Source organism: Massilia sp. DJPM01 (genome assembly GCF_030348125.1).
Lineage (GTDB): Bacteria > Pseudomonadota > Gammaproteobacteria > Burkholderiales > Burkholderiaceae_D > Telluria_A > Telluria_A frigida.
This window is the reverse complement of the sequence record NZ_JAQOZV010000024.1, coordinates 36632-57150: the sequence shown is the minus strand read 5'-3', so window position 1 is coordinate 57150 and position 20519 is coordinate 36632. Positions and strand designations below refer to the sequence as shown.

Below are 20519 nucleotides of genomic sequence, written 5' to 3'. Positions count from 1 at the left end.
ATGAAACGCCTACGCACCCTTCCGCTGGCCATCGCCGGCGCCCTGCTTGTCCTGGCGGGCCACGCCGGTGCCGCCACCCTGTCCGAGCGCTGGAACACGCTGCGCGCCGAACAGCCCAAGGTGATGATCCGGGATGCCGCGCGCACGCTCGGCGTATCGGAAGCCGAACTGCTGGCGACCGGCATCGGCAGTACCGTCACCCGCCTGCGCAGCGACGGCAACGATCCGCGCGAGATCATGCGCCGCGCGCTCGACCTGGGCACCGTACTGGCACTGACGCGCAACGAGAATGGCGTGATCGAACGCACCGGCGTGGCCACCAGGGTCAAGCCCCAGCCCGACGACGCCAAGGACGCGGTGAAGGATGAAGAACGCGAAGCGCGCCAGCGCAACATCGCCGGCGGCTACCTTGGAGGCGAGATCGACCTGCGCTTCACGTTCTCGAAGTGGAAGCACGCCTTTGCGGTGGCGCAGCCGGGCGCCGACGGCGTGGTCAAACGCAGCCTCCAGTTCTTCGACGAGAACGGCGCCGCGATCCACAAGATTTATCCGAAAGACGCCGCCGGCGTGGCGGTATTCGACAAGCTGGTGGCCGACTTCCGCCACCCCGAGCAGAACGCGGTATTAACAGTGCAGGCGCGCGCGCCCAAGGCTGCCGAACTGGCCGACGCCAAGGTCGATGTGAAGGAATTCCAGCAGGCCTGGAACGAGATGAGCGACGTGCACCAGTTCAACCGCCTGCTGACCGAGTTCAAGATCACACGCGAACAGGCCATGCGCCTGGCGCCGGCCGGCATGGTCCAGCGCCTGAAACCCGAAGCGGTCCGCACCCTGCTCGATGAAGCGGCCAAGCAGCAGCTGCCGATCATGTCATTCCTGGGCAATGGCGCGCTGATCCAGATCTTCAGCGGCAAAATCACCAAGACGGCGGCGAGCCCGGGCTGGTACAACGTGCTCGATCCGGCCTTCAACCTGCACCTGCGCGAGAGCGCCTTCAAGAGCGGCTGGGTGGTACGGCGCGCCGGCGTGACCTCGGTCGAGTTCTACGACAACGAAGGCGAACAGGTGGTGAGCTTTTTCGGGGTGCGCGAACGCGGCCAACCGCAGCCGAAAAGCTGGGTTGACCTGACCGCCGCCCTTCCGAAGGGCTAAGCGGAGATTACTTTGCTTCCTTCGCGTCCTTCTTCTTCGCGGGCGTGAACAGCAGGTCCGCGAAGTCGTAGCTGAAATCGGTCTCGGTCGACACCGGCGCCATCTTCATGCGCTCGATACTGCCGTCCGGGTTCAGTGAAAACGTCACGTAGGCGTCGGCGTTGAAATTGCGCTCCTTCCAGCGCACGATGAAGGTATCGTGCTGGAAGTGCTCCAGTTCCCCTGTCAGGTCGGGCGTGCGGGTAAAGCTCATCACGCGCTTGCCGCCCACCGGCTTGATGGTCACCGTGCCGTACCAGGCATCGTTGTACTCGCCATCGTAGGATGCCATCGGCAGCGACGGGCGCGAGGCGGCGGCCCGGGTGGCGCCGGCGCTCTTCTGCTTGGCCAGGTCCTTGTTGCGCGTCTCGGTTTCCACATCGCTGATCAACTTGATCCAGTCGCTCGGCGCCGCGTCAAGATAATGATCGAGCAGGCGGTATTGCAGGGAGCCCAGCGCCCCGCCGCTTTCGGCATTGGTAAAGATCGCGATGCCCAGCTTCGCTTCCGGCACCATCACCACGCGCGAATAAAAACCCTGCAGCGCGCCGCCGTGCAAGGCCAGCTTGCGGCCCTTGTAGTCGCGCAGCTGGAAGCCCAGGCCATAGGCGAAGAAATTCGGCTTGGTCGCCGCCAGCGCCGGTTTCGGTTCGCTGATTTTCATCGGCGTTTGCGCGGTCCACATCTCGCGGCTTTGCGCCTCGCTGAACAGGCGCGCGTCCTTGCCCTGCGCGTCTTTCGGCGCGCCGGCTATGGCGCCGCCGTCGAGCAGCACCATCATCCAGCGCGCGATATCCTCGGCGTTGGTATTGATGCCGACCGCGCCGACAGCGTTCGGCACCGGCAGCGCGCGCACCGCCGCGGCCTTGCCGTTGATTTTGCTGTGCGGCGCCGAGACATTGGGATTGCCCGCATTCTCGGCCAGGCTGGTGGTGGTCGTATTCATCCCGAGCGGCTTGAGGATACGCTCGCGCACCGCGTCGCCCCAAGGCTTGCCAGCCTTTTGCGCGATGATCTTGCCGGCCACGATATACAGCAGATTGTCGTAGGCGTAGCTGTTGCGAAAACTCGTTGCCGGGCGCACGTAGCGCAGCTGCGCGATGATTTCATCGGTCGTGAAATTCGTGGTCGGCCACCACAGCAGGTCGCCGGCCCCCAGTCCCAGGCCGCTGCGGTGCACCAGCAGATCGCGCACCGTCATCTCGTGGGTGACGTAGGCGTCGTACATCTGGAAGTCCGGCAGGTGTTTGGTGACCTTGTCGTCCCATTCCAGCTTGCCCTCGTCGACCAGCATCGCCAGCGCGGCGGCAGTGAATGCCTTGGAATTCGACGCCACTTCGAAGATGGTCTTGCCGTCGACCGGCGCCGGCTCGCCCAGCTTGCGCACGCCGAAGCCGCGCGTGGCGACTACCTTGCCATCCTTGACGATCGCAATGGCTATGCCGGGAACATCGAAGGTCTTCATCACGCTGGTGACGTCGGCCTCCAGGTCGTAGGCGCGTGCCGGCGCACTGGCGCTGACCGGGGTGGCGGGCGCCTGGGCGACGGCCGCGAAGCTGGTGAATGCGAGCAGGATCGCTGCCGCGATACGGTTCATATGGAGCACGTGTCGGTCCTTTTATTTGCCAGCCATTTTTTTGTCGACGCTGGCCTGGGTGGCCGGGTGATAGCGTTCGCGCGCTTTCTTGTAGACCGACTCCGCGAAGACCTTGTCGGCCGGCTTGGCGCGCAGTGCGGCGTACAGCGGCACCACAAATTTCTGGCGGCCGACGCTCATGAGGAAAGCTTCGAGCGGTGCGCGCACCTCGCTGTAACCGGCGTTGATGGCGGCGCGGTAGAAGCGGAAAGCGACTTCGTTATTGGTACTCTTGGCCAGGCCGAAGGTCTGGTCGAGTTCCTTGAGCTGGGCGGCGGTGGCCTTGTTGTCGATATCGTTCAGGAACTTCATCCACTCGGTGGCATTCCATTTTTTGGTATCGAGCTTCGCGGTGGGGGTGACGCCCGACAGCCAGCTGGCGCGGGTCGCGTCGAGTGCGGCCAGGCGGGTCGAGACCACGCGCTTGGCACCAGCCGGGATGCCGGCGCCGTGCAGCCACTCTTCCAGTTCGGCCTCGCTCAGCACCTTCGGATGCTGCGCCAGCAGGTTCTTGCGCAGGTAATCGACGAACTGCCCGGTGGTCACGCTCTGGAACGCATGCTGGTCGAACCAGCCGCGCAGGAAGGGATCGAACACTGCGCGGCCGGCGCGCTGCTCCAGGGTGCGCAGGAACCACGCGCCTTTCGGGTAAGCCAGGCCTTCATCGGTGTAGTTGGCCGACGAGGTGTCCGGGTCCTTGGTCAGCAAGGCCTGCTTGGCGGCCGGGATGGTGGCCAGCGAAGCGATGGCTTCTTCCTGCTCCAGTTGCAGGTTCATGTCCGCCACTTCGGGGCCGTACAGCGACTCCAGGATGCGGGTGGTGACGTAGGTGGTGAAGCCCTCGTTGAGCCACCAGTGCTTCCACGACGCGTTGGTGACCAGGTTGCCCGACCAGCTGTGCGCCAGTTCATGCGCGATCAGGTCGACCAGGCTGCGGTCGCCCGCGATCATGGTCGGCGTGAGGAAAGTCAGGCGCGGGTTTTCCATGCCGCCGATGGGGAACGATGGCGGCAGCACCAGCATGTCGTAACGCCCCCAGCGATAAGGACCGAACAGGGATTCGGCGGCGGCGACCATTTTTTCGGTATCGACGAATTCATAGGCAGCCGCGCCGATGCGCTTTGGCTCGGCGTAGACGCCGGTGCGCGAACCGAGTGCACGCACATCGATCTCGCCGATGCCGATGGCCAGCAGGTAGGAGGGAATCGGCTGCGGCATCTTGAAGTCCCAGCCGCCCTTGCCGGTGGCATTGAGATCGTTATCGGCGCTCATGACCACGCGCAGGTCCTTGGGCGCTTCGATGTGCGCGCTGTAAGTAAAGCGCACGGCCGGCGTATCCTGCAGCGGCACCCAGGAACGCGCCTCGATGGTTTGGGACTGGCTGAACATGAACGGGCGCTTGCCCGACATGGTCTGCACCGGCGCGAGCCACTGCAGCGCGGTCGACTTCGGGGAGGTGTGGTAATAGATGCGCACCTTCTGCGGCTGCGCCGGCAGCGCGGCCAGGTCGATGTGCATGGCCTGGCCTTTTTCGGCATCCGCCTTGTCGAGCGTGTGGCGCACGGTGACCCATTTGCCGTCGGCGACCTGCGCCTGCACCTTCGAGATGGTCAGCGCGCGCGTGTCGAGATCGAGGATGCGGGCCGACTTATCGAGCCAGTTGAGCGTCAGTTCGGCGTGCCCGGACAAGGTCTTTTTCGCGAAATCGGCCTTCAGGTCCATGTGCACGGCGCTGGTTTTCACCTGGTCGTAGCGAGCGTAGCTGAGGGGGTCGAGGGCGTACGCGTGGGCGCTCAATTGGGCGAACAGGGCGCAGGCGGCGGCGCGCAGGAGGGTCGATGTCTTCATGGTCTTTCCGGGTCGGTGGCGTGTGAATTGGCGCAGGCAGAATATCACTTCCGCTGGCTGGACGATAGCGCGCAGGCGCGTATTGACGGTGCGCTGGCGCGCGTAGCCACGCTGGCGGCTCTGCTATGATCCGCGCTTTCCGCATTGGATCATGTGTATGGACGCCTTTCTAGTCTCAACGGGCATCGTCGCCCTCGCCGAAATTGGCGACAAGACGCAGCTGCTGGCGTTTCTGCTGGCGGCCAAGTTCCGGCGGCCGGTGCCGATCGTGCTGGGGATTTTGGTGGCGACCATCGCCAACCACGCGTTTGCGGCGGCGCTGGGGGCCTGGATCAGCGCCATGCTGGGACCGAATGTGATGCGCTGGGTGCTGGGGGTGTCGTTCCTGGCGATGGCCGCCTGGACCATGGTGCCGGACAAGCTCGATGGCGACGACCAGCCGGGGATGGGGCGATACGGGGTTTTCCTGACCACCCTGATTGCCTTCTTCCTGGCCGAGATGGGCGACAAGACGCAAATCGCCACGGTGGCGTTGGCGGCGCGTTACGACTCGATGCTGGCGGTGGTGGCCGGCACCACCTTCGGCATGATGCTGGCGAACGTGCCGGCGGTATATTTCGGCGAGCGGATTGCCAACAAAGTACCGTTGAAACTGGTGCACGGCATCGCCGCCGCCATTTTTGCCGTGCTCGGCATCGCCACCCTCCTCGGCGCCGGCGCCCGCTTCGGCTTTTAGTCCTAGAACAGCCCCACAACTCCCACAACCGGGGTCTGACCTCTGATTCGAAACATTGCAAAACCGTAGGCCGATCCACGCGAGGAAGCTCTCTAATTTTGCAAGTTTTGATGACGGTTGTTCCAGCGCTGTACTCGCGGCGACGGTTTGTTGTAAAAAAACGGCGGGCGGTGAACGGGAGTGTGCCCCTGTTCACCGCCCGCCGTTTTTATAACAAAAAAGTTTCGAATCAGAGGTCAGACCCCGGTTGGGGAATTGTTGCGTTTGGTTATTGGGCCGTGAGGGTCACGTCGTCGATGAGGAAGGCGGTCGGGACCATCGAGCCTTCCACGCCTTCAAAGTAGATCCGCACCGTCTGCCCTTTGTAGGCCGACAGGTCGAACGTCTTTTGCACGTAGCTGCTGCCCTTGTTCAGGTTGGAGTACGTCGCCAAGGTCGCCAGCACGGCATTGCTGCCGCTGCGCACTTGTACCTTGAGCTTGTCGTAGGCGCTCGTGGTCGTCGTTTCGCTCGAGACCACTTTCAGCCAGAACGCCAGGTTCGCCCTCGTCGCCGTCGATGGGATCGTCACCTGCTGGTACACGCTGTCGGTATTGACCGAGCCCGCACCATTGAACGCAGCCTTCCAGCTACCGCCATGCGCCGCCTGCCCCGACGAGGTAATCACGCCGCTGGTGGCAACCCAGGCGCTCGCTCCCGACTCGAATCCACTATTTAATAGCAGTTGCTGCGCCGCGCCGGCATTGCTCACGCTGAAACTGACCGGCGCCGAGACCGCGCTGTTAAGCGCCACATCGAAGGCCTTGGCCGTCAACTGGTGGCTGCCGTTGCTCAGGGTCGCCGAGTTCAGGCTCAGCGAATAGGGCGATGTCGTATCCGTTCCCTTGAGAACGTTGTCGACATAGAACTCGACCCGGTTGATGCCGCCATTGTCGCTCGCCGTCGCCGCCAGGCCAATGGTGCCGCTGCTGCCGCTCGCGCTGGCACTGACCACCGGCGGCGTAGTGTCGCCACCGCTGGCGTTATTCACGCTGAACGTCACCGCGGCCGAGGTACCGGCATTGCCGGCGGCATCGTAGGCCTTGGCCACCAGGCTGTGGCTGCCATTGCTCAAGGTCGTCGAGTCGATCGTGGCGCTGTACGGCGCCGCACCGCTGGTCGCCTTGAGCTGGTTGTCGACGTAAAACTCGACCCGGGTCACGCCCACGTCGTCGCTGGCATTGGCGGTCAAGCTGATGATGCCGCTGCCACCGGATTCGCCCGCCGTCACGCGCGGGGCCGTGGTGTCGCCGCCGCCATCGGTCTGGGTTACCCAGATCGGTGCCGACCACAAGATCTTGCCGTCGTCCTGGGTCAGCTTGGCATAGTAAAAGTGCTCGCCGACGGATGGGGTGACGGTGGTGTTTGCCGTACCGGACAGCTGGCTGACCGTGCCCTTGCGCCCCGGTACGCCTTCGACGATGGACACCGTCGACACCGTCCTGCCGCTGGTGCTGGCGAAGTTGGCGATCAGGTTGAGCGGGCCGCTGTTGCTGAAACGCTCGCCCATGACGCGGCCGTTGGCAGTGAGCACCAGTTGCGAGCTCTTGTCCATGGTGGCGAACACGCGGCGCGCCTTGAGTGCCTCGATGAAACTGGCTTGCGTCAGCGGCGTGCCGTTCGGAATCAGTACGCCAGTGCGGTTGGTGTAGGAAGCGCCCCAGTTGGCGCAGTGATTATCCTGGTTGGTGGCAAAGGCGATGTGGAATCCGGATTCCAGCGCCTTGTTGCACGCGCCCTCAAAGGTGCTGCGGCCGGTTTCGGTTTCGGTGGTGTTGGTCGAGAACGCCGACGTGTTGAGCACTTCGCACAGAACCATGGCCTGGTCGCCGTCCGCCGTGTAGCCGAGCGGCACACCATTGATGAGGAACTGTCCGCTCGACGATGGATGGTTGAACTGGCCGACCCAGCCGCGCTGGCGCATCATGGTGTACAGGCCGCTGTAGTCGCCCTTGGGCGTGAGCGTGTCGCCGATCACCTGGCCGCTGCTGTTGAGCTCCCACTCCAGCAATTCCGGCGTGTTGAAGATGTTCAGGTGGCCGCCGTTGTTGATGACGCCCCATTCGAGGCCGTACACGCCCAGGAAGTCGGGATTGGCGGCATTGAAGTCGGCGGCCGCGGTCAGGCCCGATTTGAACAGGGCCTTGGCGGTGGCCGGGCTGGCCGAGGTGTCGGTGCCGTCGGAGCCGTCGTACATGTGGTTGTGCTCGGACGTCATGAGGATGTCCAGGCCCTTGTTGCGGGCGTAGGCGTAGGCCTCGGCCGGGCCGTGGGCGGCGCTTTGCGGCGCCTGGGCACCGGAGCAGCTGCCGAGCGTGCCACCACCATCGCTGTGGTTGGTCTGGCTGTGCAGATTGGCGAAGTAGATGGTGTACGGCAGCGCGCCCGGTGCGGGCGCGGCCATTTGCACCGAGGACATCCCGCTCGACTTGCTGTCGGCCCTGCTTTCAACCCGGCTTTCGGCCTTGTTGGTCTGCAATGCGCGGAAGGCGGGCATGGCCGGCTTGGCGGTCTTGCCCAGCACCAGGTCCCAGCTCTGCTCGACCAGCTCGCCGGCACCGGCCGCCAGCAGGCGGTCGACCGATTCTTCCGACAGATCCGGCTCACGGCCGCGCTCGGCGGCATCGTTGGAGACGGCCTGCATGCGCACCTGGTAGACCCCGTCGGCCAGGCCGGCACGGCCAGCCCAGCGCACCTTGACCTCGACCGGCTTCTGGAACATGCGCTGCACGCCATGCCAGCGCTGGACCACCTGGCCGGATGGGCTGACCAGCTCCACCTTCCAGCTCACTTCCTGCAAGCGCTCGACGTGCGGATACTCGAAGGCCAAGGTGAACACGCGCGCCTGGGTTGCGCCGGCATACGGCACATGCAGGGTCGCTTCGAACTCCTGGTGGTCCGCTTCGGATGCCATGACGGCGTGGCTGGCGGAAAGCGCCAGGGCGATCGCGAGTGGGCGGAACAGCTTGAATGTCGTGAGGTGGCGCATGGGAATCCCGTTTACGTTGATAGTTACAGACAAATGAAGTCTCGCAACTATGCATGACGTAAACATGACAGAGTATTTACATTTTGAAATAATTTATTTGCCGAAATGGAGTTTCGTTACGTGAATCGACACGTATTTTTCCACAAGTCAACAAATTACTGACGGACTTAGCAGGGAGAATGGGATTTATTGCCGTGGAGCAGCGCGGCGCGCCTGTGGAAAACTAAATTAAACATTTGTTGTATGAAACACGAAAATGTCTAATTTAGGACAAAAATCCCGCGCGGGGCCTGAGCCGCGCGCGGGAATCGGCGCTGTTTATGCCGGTGCCGACGGCTGGCGGCGCACCCGCAGTTCCACCTTGTGCGGGCGGCCGTCATCGACCAGTTGGATCACATTCATCGGCTGCGGCACGCCGTCGACCGTCATCGCATCGGCGTCGGCGGCCTGCACCGAAATCGCATACACCGTCTCGCGATAGCGGTACTGCAGCGTGAAGCCAGGCCAGTCGGCCGGCAGGCGCGGCGTCATGGTCAGCTTGTCGCCGGCCAGGCTCACGCCCAGCAGCGACTCGACGATCAAGCGATACATCCAGCCCGAGGACCCGGTGTACCAGCTCCAGCCGCCGCGGCCGATGTGCGGCGAGACCGCGTACACGTCGGCGGCCACCACATACGGCTCGACCTTGTACAGGGCCGCGCTTTCCGGGGTACTGCCATGCTGCACCGGATTGATCATGCGCAGCAGCTCCCAGGCGCGCTCGGTGTCGCCCATCTTGGCGAACGCCATCGCGGTCCAGATCGCGGCGTGCGTGTACTGCCCGCCGTTCTCACGCACCCCCGGCACGTAGCCGCGGATGTAGCCCGGATTGAGCACGCCATCGTCGAACGGCGGATCGAGCAGCTGCACCAGCCCATAGTCGCGCCGCACCAGGCGCTCGTCGACCGCTTTCATGGCCGACGCCGTGCGCTGCGGATTGGCCGCGCCCGAAAGCACGCCCCAGCTCTGCGAGATCGAATCGATCTGGCATTCGTCGTTGGTGTGCGATCCGAGTGGCGTGCCATCGTCGAAGTAGGCGCGGCGGTACCACTGGCCGTCCCAGGCATGCGCTTCCACGTTGGCCGCCAGCGTGGCCGCCTCGCGCTTGCAGGTTTCCGCAAACGCGGGGTCGCCGTACACCACTGCCACCTCGGCGAAGCGTTGCAGCACTTCGTACAGGAAGAAGGCCAGCCACACGCTCTCGCCCTTGCCTTCGTTGCCGACCCGGTCCATGCCGTCGTTCCAGTCGCAGGTGCCGATCAGCGGCAAGCCATGCTCGCCGAAGCGCAGGCCGCGCTTGATGGCGCGCACGCAGTGCTCGTACAGGTCGCCGGTCTGGCTGGAACGCCCGGGCATGTCGTAGTAGGACTCTTCCTCGGGTTTGAGCATGCGCCCTTCCAGGAACGGTGCCGGCTCGGTCAGCACGCTGCGATCGCCCGTGCCGATGACGTAGCGGTGCGCCGCCAGCGGCAGCCACAGATAGTCGTCCGAACAATGGGTGCGCACGCCGCGGTCCGATGGTGGATGCCACCAGTGCTGCACGTCGCCTTCCACGAACTGGTGGGCCGCGCACATCAGCAAGTGCTCGCGCAGCAGGTGCGGCTCGGTGTGGATCATCGCCATGGCATCTTGCAGCTGGTCGCGGAAGCCGAAGGCGCCGCCGGACTGGTAGTAGCCGCTGCGCGCCCACAGGCGGCAGGCGATGGTCTGGTACATCAGCCAGCCGTTGGCGATCACGTCGAGCGACGGATCGGGCGTCTGCACCTGGATCGCGCCGAGCGTGTGGTCCCAGTGCTTGCGCACCATCGCCAGCGAGGCCGCCGCCGCCACGCTGCCGCTGTATTTCTGAACCAGGCCGCTGGCGTCCGCATTGCGGCGGCCACCCACGCCCAGCATGAACACCAGTTCGCGTTCCTGGCCCGGCTGCAGTTCCATCATCACTTGCAGCGCGGCGCAGGGGTCGAGCGCGGCGCCGATCTTGCCGGACAGGCGCGCGCGGCCCATCGCCGCCGGACTGGCCAGGGTGCGGTTGCGGCCGATGAATTCATTGCGGTCGGCGGTGAAGGTTTTGTGCTGCGCGTCGACGTGGAAGAACCCCACGCGGCCGGTGAACTCGGTGTTGTAAGCGTTGCGCGCGAAGATCGCGCCACTCATCGGGTCCTGCTCGGTGGTGACGTGCATGGCCGACTTGGCGCGCAGGTCACCCAGCACCCACTCCACATAGCCGGTGGCCGACAGGCGGCGCGGCACGGTGCTGTCGTTGCGGATCTTGATGACCGAATACTTGATCGAGGCGTCGAGCGCCACGAAGGTGGACAGTTCGGTGTGAATACCCTCTTCGCTGTGCTCGAACACGCTGTAGCCGAAGCCATGGCGGGTGATGTATTCGCCCGCCGCGCGCACCGGCAGCGCGGTCGGCGACCAGAAGCGGCCGGTCTGCTCGTCGCGGATGTAGAACGACTCGCCGCTGCTGTCCGACACCGGGTCGTTGGCCCATGGCGTGAGCCGGAACTCGTGCGCGTTTTCGCTCCAGGTGTAAGCCTGGCCGCTCTCCGACACCACGCTGCCGAAGTTCGGGTTGGCCAGCACGTTGGACCACGGCGCCGGCGTGCGGTTCTGGCCATCGGTGCGGATAACGTATTCGGTGCCGTCCGCGCTGAAGCCTCCCAGCCCGTTGTGCAGGATCAGGTCGCGCGCTTCAACAGGAATTCCGGCGCGCGGCTGGTATTCCTCGGCGCGCGCTTCGACCACCAGCGGCGGCAGTTTCGGCGCCACCGGAACGGCGCGCTTGACCTGGTCGGCCAGGGTGCCGCGGCTGTCGGAAATGATGGCACGCGCCACCGATTGCATCAGCACCCGGTCTTCCTGCGCGATCTGGTCGAGCAGGCGCACGAAGATGCCGCCCGGGCGGTCGATCGCTTGCGCGTCGATGCCGGAGGCGATCAGGCCCATGATCTGGTCGTGCAGCAGCTGGCGGTAACCCGACTGGTCTTCGTACCAGATGACCAGGTCGACCACCAGGCCCTTGAGGCGCCAGTAGGCGTGCGCCTGCACCATCTGGCGCGCCAGGTCGATGTTGGCCGGGTCCTTGATCTGCATCAGCACGATCGGCAGGTCGCCCGAAATCGCATACGCCCACAGGCCGGACTGGCCGCGCTGGTTGCGGATCAGGATGCCGGCGTCGGCGCGCAGCGAGGCATTCGGGTAGATCACCGTGCTGGCCAGGCGGCTGTAGAGCTGCGCGTCCGATTCGGTGGCGTTCAGCTGGCGCAGCACGACCTGGCTGTGGGTCCATGCCAGTTCGAATACACGGTCGGCCAGATGGCGGTCCTGGTATTTGTCGATCAGGTGCACGGCCTGCTCGCGCGTGTCGGTCATGCCGGTGACGACATCGAGCACCACCACCTGGTCTGGTTCGAGCGTGACCTTGTAGCGGATCGCAACCACCGGATCGAGCACCGAGCCTTCGCTGCCGCCCAGCGGCTGCGCTTCGAGCATGGCGCGCGGGGCGACCGTGCTGTTGGCGCGGCCGAGGAATTCGCTGCGGCTGGTTTCGTACGAGACGTCCACCAGCAAGCCGTCGTGCACCGTCATCAGGTTCAGCATCCATGGCATCTGCTCGTCCTTGGCGCGCGGACGGCGGGTGCACAGGATGGCATTTTCGTTGCGCAGGATTTCGGTCTGCACGAACAGTTTGCTGAACGCCGGATGGGCGTTGTCGGCGGCCGCCGGCGCCATCACCACTTCGGCGTAGCTGGTGAACTCGATGGTGCGCTTGACGTTCGATTTGTTGGTGATGCGGGTGCGCCGCAGTTCGATGTCGTCTTCCGGCGACACCACGATTTCGGTGTACAGGTCCAGGCCCCGGTCGTGGCGGCGGAATTCGGCGCGCCCTTCCGAGAAGATGACTTCATACGACTTCGGTTCGACCAGCGTTGGCTGGAAGGCGGTCGACCAGAAATGGCCGCTGTCGACATCGCGCACGTAGCAGAAGTTACCCCAGTTGTCGGAGGTGCCATCTTCGCGCCAGCGTGTCACGGCCAGGTCTTTCCAGCGGCTGTAGCTGCCGCCGGCGCTGGTGACCATCACGTGGTAGCGTCCATTCGAGAGCAACTGCACTTCCGGCTGCACCGTGGTGGTCTGGGTGATGATGCGGGTGGCGGCGGTCGACACTTCCTGCGCCGGGGCGCGCATGACCGCCAGTTCGGCGGTGTTGGAGTAAAACGCGCCGGCGCGCGGCACGCGTTCCTGGAGCACCAGCAAGGTGGCCTGGAACAGCGGGTCGGACTCGAAGCGGCGCTGCATCGGACGGTCGTGCAGCAGGTAGCTCAAGGCCAGGAAGCCCATGCCCTGGTGGTGCGCCATGAAGGAGCGGATCACGGCAAAGGTCTGGCCGCGCGGCAGGCGCGCAGCGGTGTAGTCGATCGCTTCGTAGAAGCCATGCTTGCCCATGAAGCCCAGGTCGGCCATGCGCTGCAGGTTTTCCACGGCGGCGTCCGGGCTCACCATCAAACCCATCATGGTGGCGTACGGAGCGATCACCAGGTCGTCGGCCAGGCCGCGTTTCAGGCCCGTGCCCGGCACGCCGAAGGCGCGGTATTGGTAATTGAGGCTGGCGTCGACGGTGTTGTAGCCGGATTCGGAAATCCCCCACGGCACGTCGCGCTGCTTGCCGTACTCGATCTGCGCGTTGACGACCGAATGGTAAGTCTGGTCGAGCAGCGTGTTCTGGTAGGTCGGCATGACCAGCAGCGGCATCAGGTACTCGAACATCGAGCCGCTCCACGACAGCAGCAGCTGCTCGTTGCCGATGATGCACAGCTGGCGTCCCAGCGCGAACCAGTGCTCTTGCGGGAACTGGCCCTGCGCGATGCCCACAAAACTGCACAGGCGCACTTCCGACGCCAGCAAGTCGTAGCAGGCCGCGTCCAGGCGGCGGTCGGACACGTTGTAGCCGATCGCCAGCAGGTTGGTGGTGGTGTTGTACATGAAGCGGAAGTCCATGTTCGCGAACTCGCGCGCCTCGGCCGCCATGCGGTTGATGTCTTCGATGCGCTGGGCGGCGCGGGTGCTGCCCTGGGCCACCAGGTCGGTCAGGGTTTGCTGGCGTTCGCGCTCGCTCGGGGCGAGGTCGGTGCTGGCACTGCCGGTGAGGGCGAAGTTGGCCAGTTCGCGCAGGGTCGGAATGCGCGTCAGGCTGGTGTCGACCACGTACTCCTGGGCCGCGCGCATCCACGGCGCCAGTTGCAGCAGTTCGTCGCGCGCGCCGTGGCACTGCTCGGCGAGCTTGTCGGCCCAGCCTTGCAGGTTCGGTTCGCCCACCGGATGCATGGCGGCCAGGATCGCGTCGGCGCAGCCGGCCAGGCGCGCCAGTTCGGCGGCCATGCCGGGCAGGCTTTCGGTTTCGCGCACACGGTCGGCCGACAGGTGGCTGCGCATGGTGTCGATGGCGGCCTTGACGCCCGCTCCGGCATCGACCGCGTGTTCCTGCACCACGTTCAGGGTGATGGCGATGCCGGCCAGGGTCTGCTTGCCGACGATAGGCTGGTCGGCCAGCTGGGTCAGGCCCGGCGCCAGCGTGAGCAGGTGGCCGGCCAGGTTGCCGCTGTCGACCGCCGAAATGTACATCGGGTGCAGCGGATTCAAGGTCAGCGTGTCGTACCAGTTATAGAAGTGGCCCTGGTGGCGCTCCATGCGCGCCATGGTGTTGAGCGTGTCGCGGGTGCGCTTGAGCAGGCGCCCGGTGGTGATGAAGCCGAAGTCCCACGCCGTCAGGTTGGCCAGCAGCGCCATGCCGATATTGGTCGGCGAGGTGCGGTGTGCGACTACCTTGACCGGGTGCTCCTGCATGTTGTCGGGCGCGAGCCAGTTGTCTTCCGCCGTGACGTAGGTCTCGAAGAAGCTCCAGGTCTTGCGGGCCAGCGATTCGAGGAACATGGTCTGCGGCGACGACAGTTCGGTCGCGGCGCGGGCCAAGGGAAGGCTGATCCACCACGCCACCACCGGTGCGAAGAACCAGAGCAGCAGCACGGGTGCGGCGATCGGCAGCGCTGCGCGCTGGAAGTAGCCGAGCAGGGCGGCGGTGGCCACGGCCAGCAGCGGCGAGATCCACATGCTTTTCCAGTTGCTCTCCATGTCGGTGCTGGAGCGGTTCAGGCTCGATGGACGCCATTCCAGCAGGCGGCGGCGCGTGACCAGCATGCGCCACGAGGCGCGCACGATGGCGTCGAGGCTGAAATATGCTTCGTACGGCAAAAAGGCCAGTTGCAGCGCCGAGTGGCCGAACATCAGGCGCGCGCTCTTGAACGCGGTCGCCAGATGCTGGCGCCACAGGACGTCGTGCGGTTTTTCGATGATGTCGAACATGGCGCTGAAGAAGGTCGGCAGGAAGATCACCGCCAGTACGCCCAGGGTCCAGAACAGCGGCGTTGGCATCAGGGCCCAGCAAAAGACCAGCAAGGCGGTCAGGGTGGGGGCGATCAGGCTGCGGCGCAGGTTGTCGAACAGCTTCCAGCGCGACAGCGCGCTCAATGGATTCGATTCGCGCTTGCCGTTCGCGCCAGGCACGCGCGGCAGCAGCCAGCCGGCCAGCTGCCAGTCGCCACGGATCCAGCGGTGGCGCCGGCTCACGTCGTCGCTGTAGCGCGCCGGGTATTCTTCGTACAATTGGGCGTCGCTCAGCAAGCCGGCGCGCAGGTAGCAGCCTTCCAGCAAATCGTGGCTGAGAATCTGGTTGTCGGGCAGGCGCTGGCCGAGCACCGTCTCGAAGGTATCGACATCGTAGATGCCCTTGCCGACGAACGAGCCTTCGTAGAACACATCCTGGTACACGTCGGAGACGGTGCGGGTGTACGGGTCGATGCCCGGTTCGCCGCCGCACAGGTGCTCGTAGCGCGAGGCGGTGTCGCCCGGCAGGGCTGCGGCCACGCGCGGTTGCAGGATGCCGTAGCCTTCGAGCACGCGTTTGCCAGCCTTGTCGAGCGTCGGGCGGTTCAGCGGGTGCGCCATGGTGGCGATGAACTGGCGCGCGGCGTCGCGCGGCAGCTGGGTGTCGGTGTCGAGCGTGATCACGTAGCGCACGTTGGCCAGGCCGTCGGTGGAACCGGCGACCATGGAGAACTGCTCGCGCGCGCCGCCGCGCAGGAAAGCGTTGAGCGCGGCCAGCTTGCCGCGTTTGCGTTCGTAGCCGATCCAGGCGTTTTCGCTGGCGCTCCATACGCGCGGGCGGTGCAGCAGCAGGAACGGTTGCAGGTGGCAGCGCGACATGGCCGGCTCGCCGTCGGCGCCGAGGATCTCTTCGTCGACATCGCAGCCGTATTTCTCATTGAGTTCGGCGATGGTGGCGCGGGCTTGCTCGACCAGGTCCTCGTCGCCCGGCATGTGCTGCTTGGGCGCGTCGACGAAATCGGTCAGCAGGCAAAAGCGCAGGTTCGGATCGCGGTTGGCAAGGTAGCGCACTTCCAGCGCTTCGCACAGCGAGGCCACGTTGTCGCGGCTGTACAACAAGGTCGGCACCACCACCATGCTGCGCGCGTCGGTCGGGACGCCCTCTTTGAAGTCCATGCGCGGCAGCGGGTGCGGGCGCGTGAGCTGGGTGGCCATGAAGTTGACCAGCGCCAGCGCCAGCTGGCTCGATCCAAGCAGGGCGAACACGCCCAGCAGCGCCAGCACCCAGTCGTCGACGCCGTCGGCGCGCGCGTGGATGATGGCGGTGCCGGTAAACAGCAGGGTGAGCACGACGATGCCGCCCAGGTAGGTCGACAGGGGCGCAGCACGCCCGCTTTTATTGAGCGCTTCGAGCGGCGGATTGCGCACGGCGAGACGCTTTTCGAGCTGCGCCTGGCCGCTGCCGACCAGGTAGTAGCCGATGTGGCGGGTGCGTTCATCGAGTCCGCCGGCGGCCGGCGAGCGGTTCGCCAGCGCCAGTTCGAGCGCGATTTCGGCAACCTGCACCTCGGTGAAGTCGCTGCGCCGGGCCAGCTTTTCGATCACGTGGCGATAATTGTCGCGCGTGGAGAAATCCATCTTGCCATAGGTGCCGGCCGGGTCCAGGCGCAAGGTCTGTTCGACCGCGCTCATGGTCTCGACGAACTCTTGCCAGTCCATGGTGCCGAGGAAGCGCAGGCTGCCGATACTGTTGCTGATCGAGACCTGGTCGGCGGCCTGCTGGCCGATTTCAGCCTGGATCTGCTGTTCGATGGTCAGGCCGGCGTCGGCCAGGCGCGTGGTCACCCATTGCAGCGCCAGGGTCAGGGCCGGGCTCTGGCCCTGCAGGCGGCGCGCCAGTTCGGCCACAAAGCCGCTGTTCATCGGCTGGCCGGAACGGGCCATGTCGGCCACCAGCAAAATCAGGTCGCTCGGATTCTTTTCGGCCGTCTCGCTCATCTGGTCGGCCCAGGTGTTGGCGCGGTCGCGCTGCACGCGGTTGTCGTACACGCGCGCGGCCACGCGGCGCAGGTTCTCGATCAGCGCGATGCGCAGCATGATCGGGATGGCCCACAGTTCGCCGAGTTTGAGCGTCGCCACTTCCTGGTAGGCGTCGACGAAGCGCGACAGGCTTTCGGGATCGACCCGGCCATCGCCGTGCGAGATGATTTCGAGCGCGATCTGGTACACGCGCGGATTGCCGTCGGCATCTTCGTTGGCCAGGCGCGGCAACTGCTTGGAGTAATTCTTCGGCAAGTGGCGCCGGGCGATGCGGATCTGTTCTTCGACCAGGTAGAAGTTATCGAGCAGCCATTCGGAGGCGGGCGTAATCTGGCGCCCGGCCTTGATCGCCGTCGTCAGTTCCGTGCACGTGTCGGTGATGACCGCCGCGTTGTCGGTCAGGCGCGGCAGCAGGCGGTCGGAACCGCCGCGCTCGCTGAGCTGGTGGGAGGAGGCAAGATGCTTGCCGTGCATCGCCATCTGGGCGGCACTGAACAATTCCGAGCGCAGGGGAAATTCATCGTCGACGCGTCGTTCGCCGTCAAGGACATTGCGCCAGGCATAGAGCGTGTCCGCTAATTTTGTGTTTTCTTGATTCAACAGAGACCTCGCGTGGGCATGAGTAGCCAACACGCTGCTGGACAGCGAGTTGCGACCGGGTCGTACGGCTGTTGCAATCTTATAACGGTGCTATGGGAATGACTGTGCGCCAGCGAACATTTGAGGGTTGTCGGTCAGAAGCAATCACGGCCGTTTTGGCTCATTCCGCCGGCAATATTGCACTTCGTAGCATGGCACATGATACGAAGCATCAAACGATGAGTGACGTCAATGCCGTCAAGCGGCCAGCGGCAAGCTGCCGCCCGCGACGCCGCCCGCCACATGCCAGGCATTGCGGTAGCCCAGGCGGTGCAGGCACTGCGCGGCCTTGATGCTGCGTCCGCCGCTGCGGCAAAAGAACACCAGCGGGCGCTCCTCGGCGCGCAACCAGCCCGACAGGCGGTCGGCCAGGCGCGACAAGGGCACGCTGTGCACCGTGCGGCCGTGCCAGTGGCCGGCGTGCGCCGCCGCGTGCTCGTAGGCTTCGCGCACATCGATCAGCAGCGCGTCCGGATGGTCGTTGAAGAAGCGCTCGAGGCCATGTGCCTCGAGCTGCATCGCCAAGGGGTTGGCAACCGCGGCGGCGCCGCCGCATTCGGCGCTCAAGGTGGTGCACGGCAGGTTGCCCGCTTCGCAGGCCGGACAGACGATGGCCTGGGGCGACACCAGCTGCGCCAGTTGTTGAATCGCCGCGTCCGGGCCGGTGAAGGCAAAGCGCACATCGGCGGCGGCCAGGCCGGCGGCCGAGCGCTCGCCGAACAGGTAGCTGGCGCCATCGGCGTGCGCCACGCGCGCCAGCACGCGGGTGCCGAACATCAGGGCACTGGCGACGTCACCGTTTTCAAGCATGGCCTGGTCGGCCAGCGCGGGCCAGCCCAGCGCTTCGTGGCTGATGCCGCCGGCCAGTTGGCCGCCCAGCGCCGCCACCAGGGCCGCGCGTCCGCCGCCGGCGCCGCCATGCGTGTCGATCACGGCGCGCACCCGGTAGCCCTGGCAGCGCACCTGCTCGGCGATGCGCACGGCCAGCGCGGCGAGCGGATTGATGATGGCGCAGGTGCGGCTGGCCGCGTCGAGCACCAGCCAGGTACAGGCCCCCTCGAAGCCCAGTTGCACCACGCCGTCGCTGCCCGGCGCGGGCGCCGCCGACGGAATCAGGCAGCTGGCGCGCAAGGCCGCGCCGCAGCGGGCGATGCGCTCGCAGGCGGCGTCGATCAGGGCGTCGTCCGCCATCGGCCCGAACGACATGCGCACCGCCGAGGCGCAGCGCCACGCGTCCAGCTGCATCGCCGCCAGCACGTAGCTGGGGGCGGCCTTGGCCGCCGAACAGGCCGACCCGGCGCTCACGCGCACGCCGGCGGCGTCGAACAGGTCGAGCAATTCCTTGCCGGCCAGGCCGGGCACGGAAAAATTCAGGGTGGTCGGCAAGCTGTGCTCGAACGGCGCATTGAAGACGATGCCCGGCAGCGCCGCGCGCAGGGCGCCGGCCAGCCGCTCGCGCATGTGCACCAGCTGCGCGTGGCTGCGAAAGCTCACGCCATCGTCCAGCGCCGCCAGCACCGCGCCCAGGGCGGCGATGCCGCTCATGTTTTCGGTGCCGGAGCGCTGGCCGGCTTCCTGCCCGCCGCCCATCATCAGCGCGGTGTAGGGCGCACCCTCGCGCACATACAGCATCCCGATGCCCTTGGGCGCATACAGCTTGTGGCCCGAGAACGGCGCGTAATCGATGCGGGTCGCGGCCAGGTCCAGCGTGAGCTTGCCGAGCGCCTGCACGCTGTCGACCATCCACAGCGCCGTGGGCGCGCACTCGCGCAATACGGCGTCGATGGCGGCCAGGTCCGAAATGACACCGCTTTCATTGTTGGCGGCCATGGTGCAGACAAACGCCGCGCGCGGCGCCAGCTCGCGCAGCACGTCGAGCCGGTGGCGGCCGTCGGCATCGACCGGCAGCGCGCGCAGTTCCAGTCCGGTGCCGAGCAGCGCGTTCCAGTGCGCCAGGCTTTCGGGCACCGCCTTGTGCTCGGTGGCGCCGTACAGCAGCAGGTCGCCGCTCGCTTCGCCCCTGGCGCGGCGCGCGCGCAGCTCGCACAGCGCCGACAGCACGGCGGTCTGGATGCCTTCGGTGGCGCCGCTGGTAAACGTCAGCCCGCCCTGCCCCGCGCCCAGCACGCGGCGCGCCAGTGCGCGCACGCCGTCGAGCATCGCCTTGGCTTTCAGGCCGGTGGCATGGCTGCTGCTCGGGTTCCCGTAGCAGTCGCGCATGGCCAGGGCGGCGGCGGCGATGGCGGCCGGATGAACGGCCGAGGTGGCATTGGCGTCGAGGTAGATTTCAGTGTGCATGGCAGGTCCGGGCAGCGGCAACAGGAGGGGGAAACGGTAATGTCATTCTTGCGTGATATGTTATCGTCTTAAACGTGAGAAAATATGCCAAAATTTGCTGGTATTCGCACTCGTTAAGCATATTCATACCAAATTTCAGCGGAAAGCAGAATGAATTCTCTCGATAAGCATGATTGCGCCATCCTCGCGGCCCTGCAGGCCGATGGCACCCTGTCGATCGCGGCCCTGAGCGAGAAGGTCGGCTTGTCCAGCACCCCGTGCTGGAAGCGGGTCAAGCGGCTGGAAGAAGAAGGCTATATCCAGAGCCGCGTGAGCATCATCGACCGCGACAAGGTCGGGCTGCCGGTCACGGTGTTCGTCAGCATACGCACCACCGAACACGACGAAAAATGGCTGACCCGCTTCGCCGCCGCCGTCATCGCCCTGCCCGAGGTGATGGAGTTTCACCGCATGAGCGGCGATGTCGACTACCTGCTCAAGGTCGTCACCACCGACATCGGCGGCTACGACCGCTTTTATAAAAAGCTGATCAAGACGGCGCACCTGAGCGGCGTGTCGTCGGCCTTCTCGATGGAGCAGATCAAGTACACAACGGCGCTGCCGCTCGACCTGATTTTGAAGCGTCTTCCTGCCTAAAACGGCATATAAAATTGTGCCGAATCGTGCGATGATGCCGC

Annotated in this window: 8 protein-coding genes; 3 read left to right on the top strand and 5 right to left on the bottom strand. The window is 65.4% G+C overall.

The window, feature by feature from the left end; genetic code table 11:
- Positions 1 to 1152, top strand: coding sequence for a hemin-degrading factor (locus PO883_RS16780; RefSeq protein ID WP_289310785.1), 1152 nt, complete (start codon positions 1 to 3; stop codon positions 1150 to 1152).
- A 7-nt stretch (positions 1153 to 1159) separates the two neighbouring features.
- Here the strand turns inward: PO883_RS16780 and PO883_RS16775 are convergent, their stop codons facing one another.
- Together PO883_RS16775 and PO883_RS16770 are read right to left on the bottom strand one after the other, a co-directional pair.
- Complete coding sequence (locus tag PO883_RS16775) at positions 1160 to 2788, bottom strand: serine hydrolase (protein ID WP_289310813.1); 1629 nt, start codon at positions 2786 to 2788, stop codon at positions 1160 to 1162.
- A 21-nt stretch (positions 2789 to 2809) separates the two neighbouring features.
- Positions 2810 to 4675 carry a M1 family metallopeptidase gene (locus PO883_RS16770; protein ID WP_289310784.1) on the bottom strand — a complete coding sequence of 622 codons (1866 nt, stop codon included), beginning with the start codon at positions 4673 to 4675 and terminating at the stop codon, positions 2810 to 2812.
- A gap of 157 nt (positions 4676 to 4832) precedes the next feature.
- Between PO883_RS16770 and PO883_RS16765 the strand changes: the two genes are divergently transcribed.
- Positions 4833 to 5411: a TMEM165/GDT1 family protein gene (locus PO883_RS16765; protein ID WP_289310783.1), complete on the top strand. Its 579-nt coding sequence runs from the start codon at positions 4833 to 4835 to the stop codon at positions 5409 to 5411.
- 268 nt (positions 5412 to 5679) lie between these two features.
- Here PO883_RS16765 and PO883_RS16760 read toward each other — a convergent pair whose 3' ends face one another.
- The 3 genes from PO883_RS16760 to PO883_RS16750 all read right to left on the bottom strand — a co-directional run bounded on the left by PO883_RS16760 (position 5680) and on the right by PO883_RS16750 (position 19842).
- Positions 5680 to 8439, bottom strand: a complete 2760-nt coding sequence (locus tag PO883_RS16760; protein WP_289310782.1) for an Ig-like domain-containing protein — start codon at positions 8437 to 8439, stop codon at positions 5680 to 5682.
- Between the two features lie 318 nt (positions 8440 to 8757).
- Entirely contained in the window at positions 8758 to 17505 is an 8748-nt protein-coding gene (locus tag PO883_RS16755; RefSeq protein WP_373890076.1) for a GH36-type glycosyl hydrolase domain-containing protein, read from the bottom strand.
- Between the two features lie 237 nt (positions 17506 to 17742).
- Positions 17743 to 19842, bottom strand: a complete 2100-nt coding sequence (locus tag PO883_RS16750; protein WP_289310781.1) for an aminotransferase class V-fold PLP-dependent enzyme — start codon at positions 19840 to 19842, stop codon at positions 17743 to 17745.
- 150 nt (positions 19843 to 19992) lie between these two features.
- On the opposite strand from PO883_RS16750, the gene PO883_RS16745 reads away from it, so the two are divergent.
- Entirely contained in the window at positions 19993 to 20478 is a 486-nt protein-coding gene (locus PO883_RS16745) for an Lrp/AsnC family transcriptional regulator (protein WP_289310780.1), read from the top strand.
- Positions 20479 to 20519 lie beyond the last annotated feature (41 nt).

Bases quoted from the DNA above. Each gene is read 5' to 3' on its own strand.
- PO883_RS16780 (WP_289310785.1), top strand. From the start codon at position 1: ATGAAACGCCTACGCACCCTTCCGCTGGCCATCGCCGGCGCCCTGCTT.
- PO883_RS16775 (WP_289310813.1), bottom strand. From the start codon at position 2,788: ATGAACCGTATCGCGGCAGCGATCCTGCTCGCATTCACCAGCTTCGCG.
- PO883_RS16770 (WP_289310784.1), bottom strand. From the start codon at position 4,675: ATGAAGACATCGACCCTCCTGCGCGCCGCCGCCTGCGCCCTGTTCGCC.
- PO883_RS16765 (WP_289310783.1), top strand. From the start codon at position 4,833: ATGGACGCCTTTCTAGTCTCAACGGGCATCGTCGCCCTCGCCGAAATT.
- PO883_RS16760 (WP_289310782.1), bottom strand. From the start codon at position 8,439: ATGCGCCACCTCACGACATTCAAGCTGTTCCGCCCACTCGCGATCGCC.
- PO883_RS16750 (WP_289310781.1), bottom strand. From the start codon at position 19,842: ATGCACACTGAAATCTACCTCGACGCCAATGCCACCTCGGCCGTTCAT.
- PO883_RS16745 (WP_289310780.1), top strand. From the start codon at position 19,993: ATGAATTCTCTCGATAAGCATGATTGCGCCATCCTCGCGGCCCTGCAG.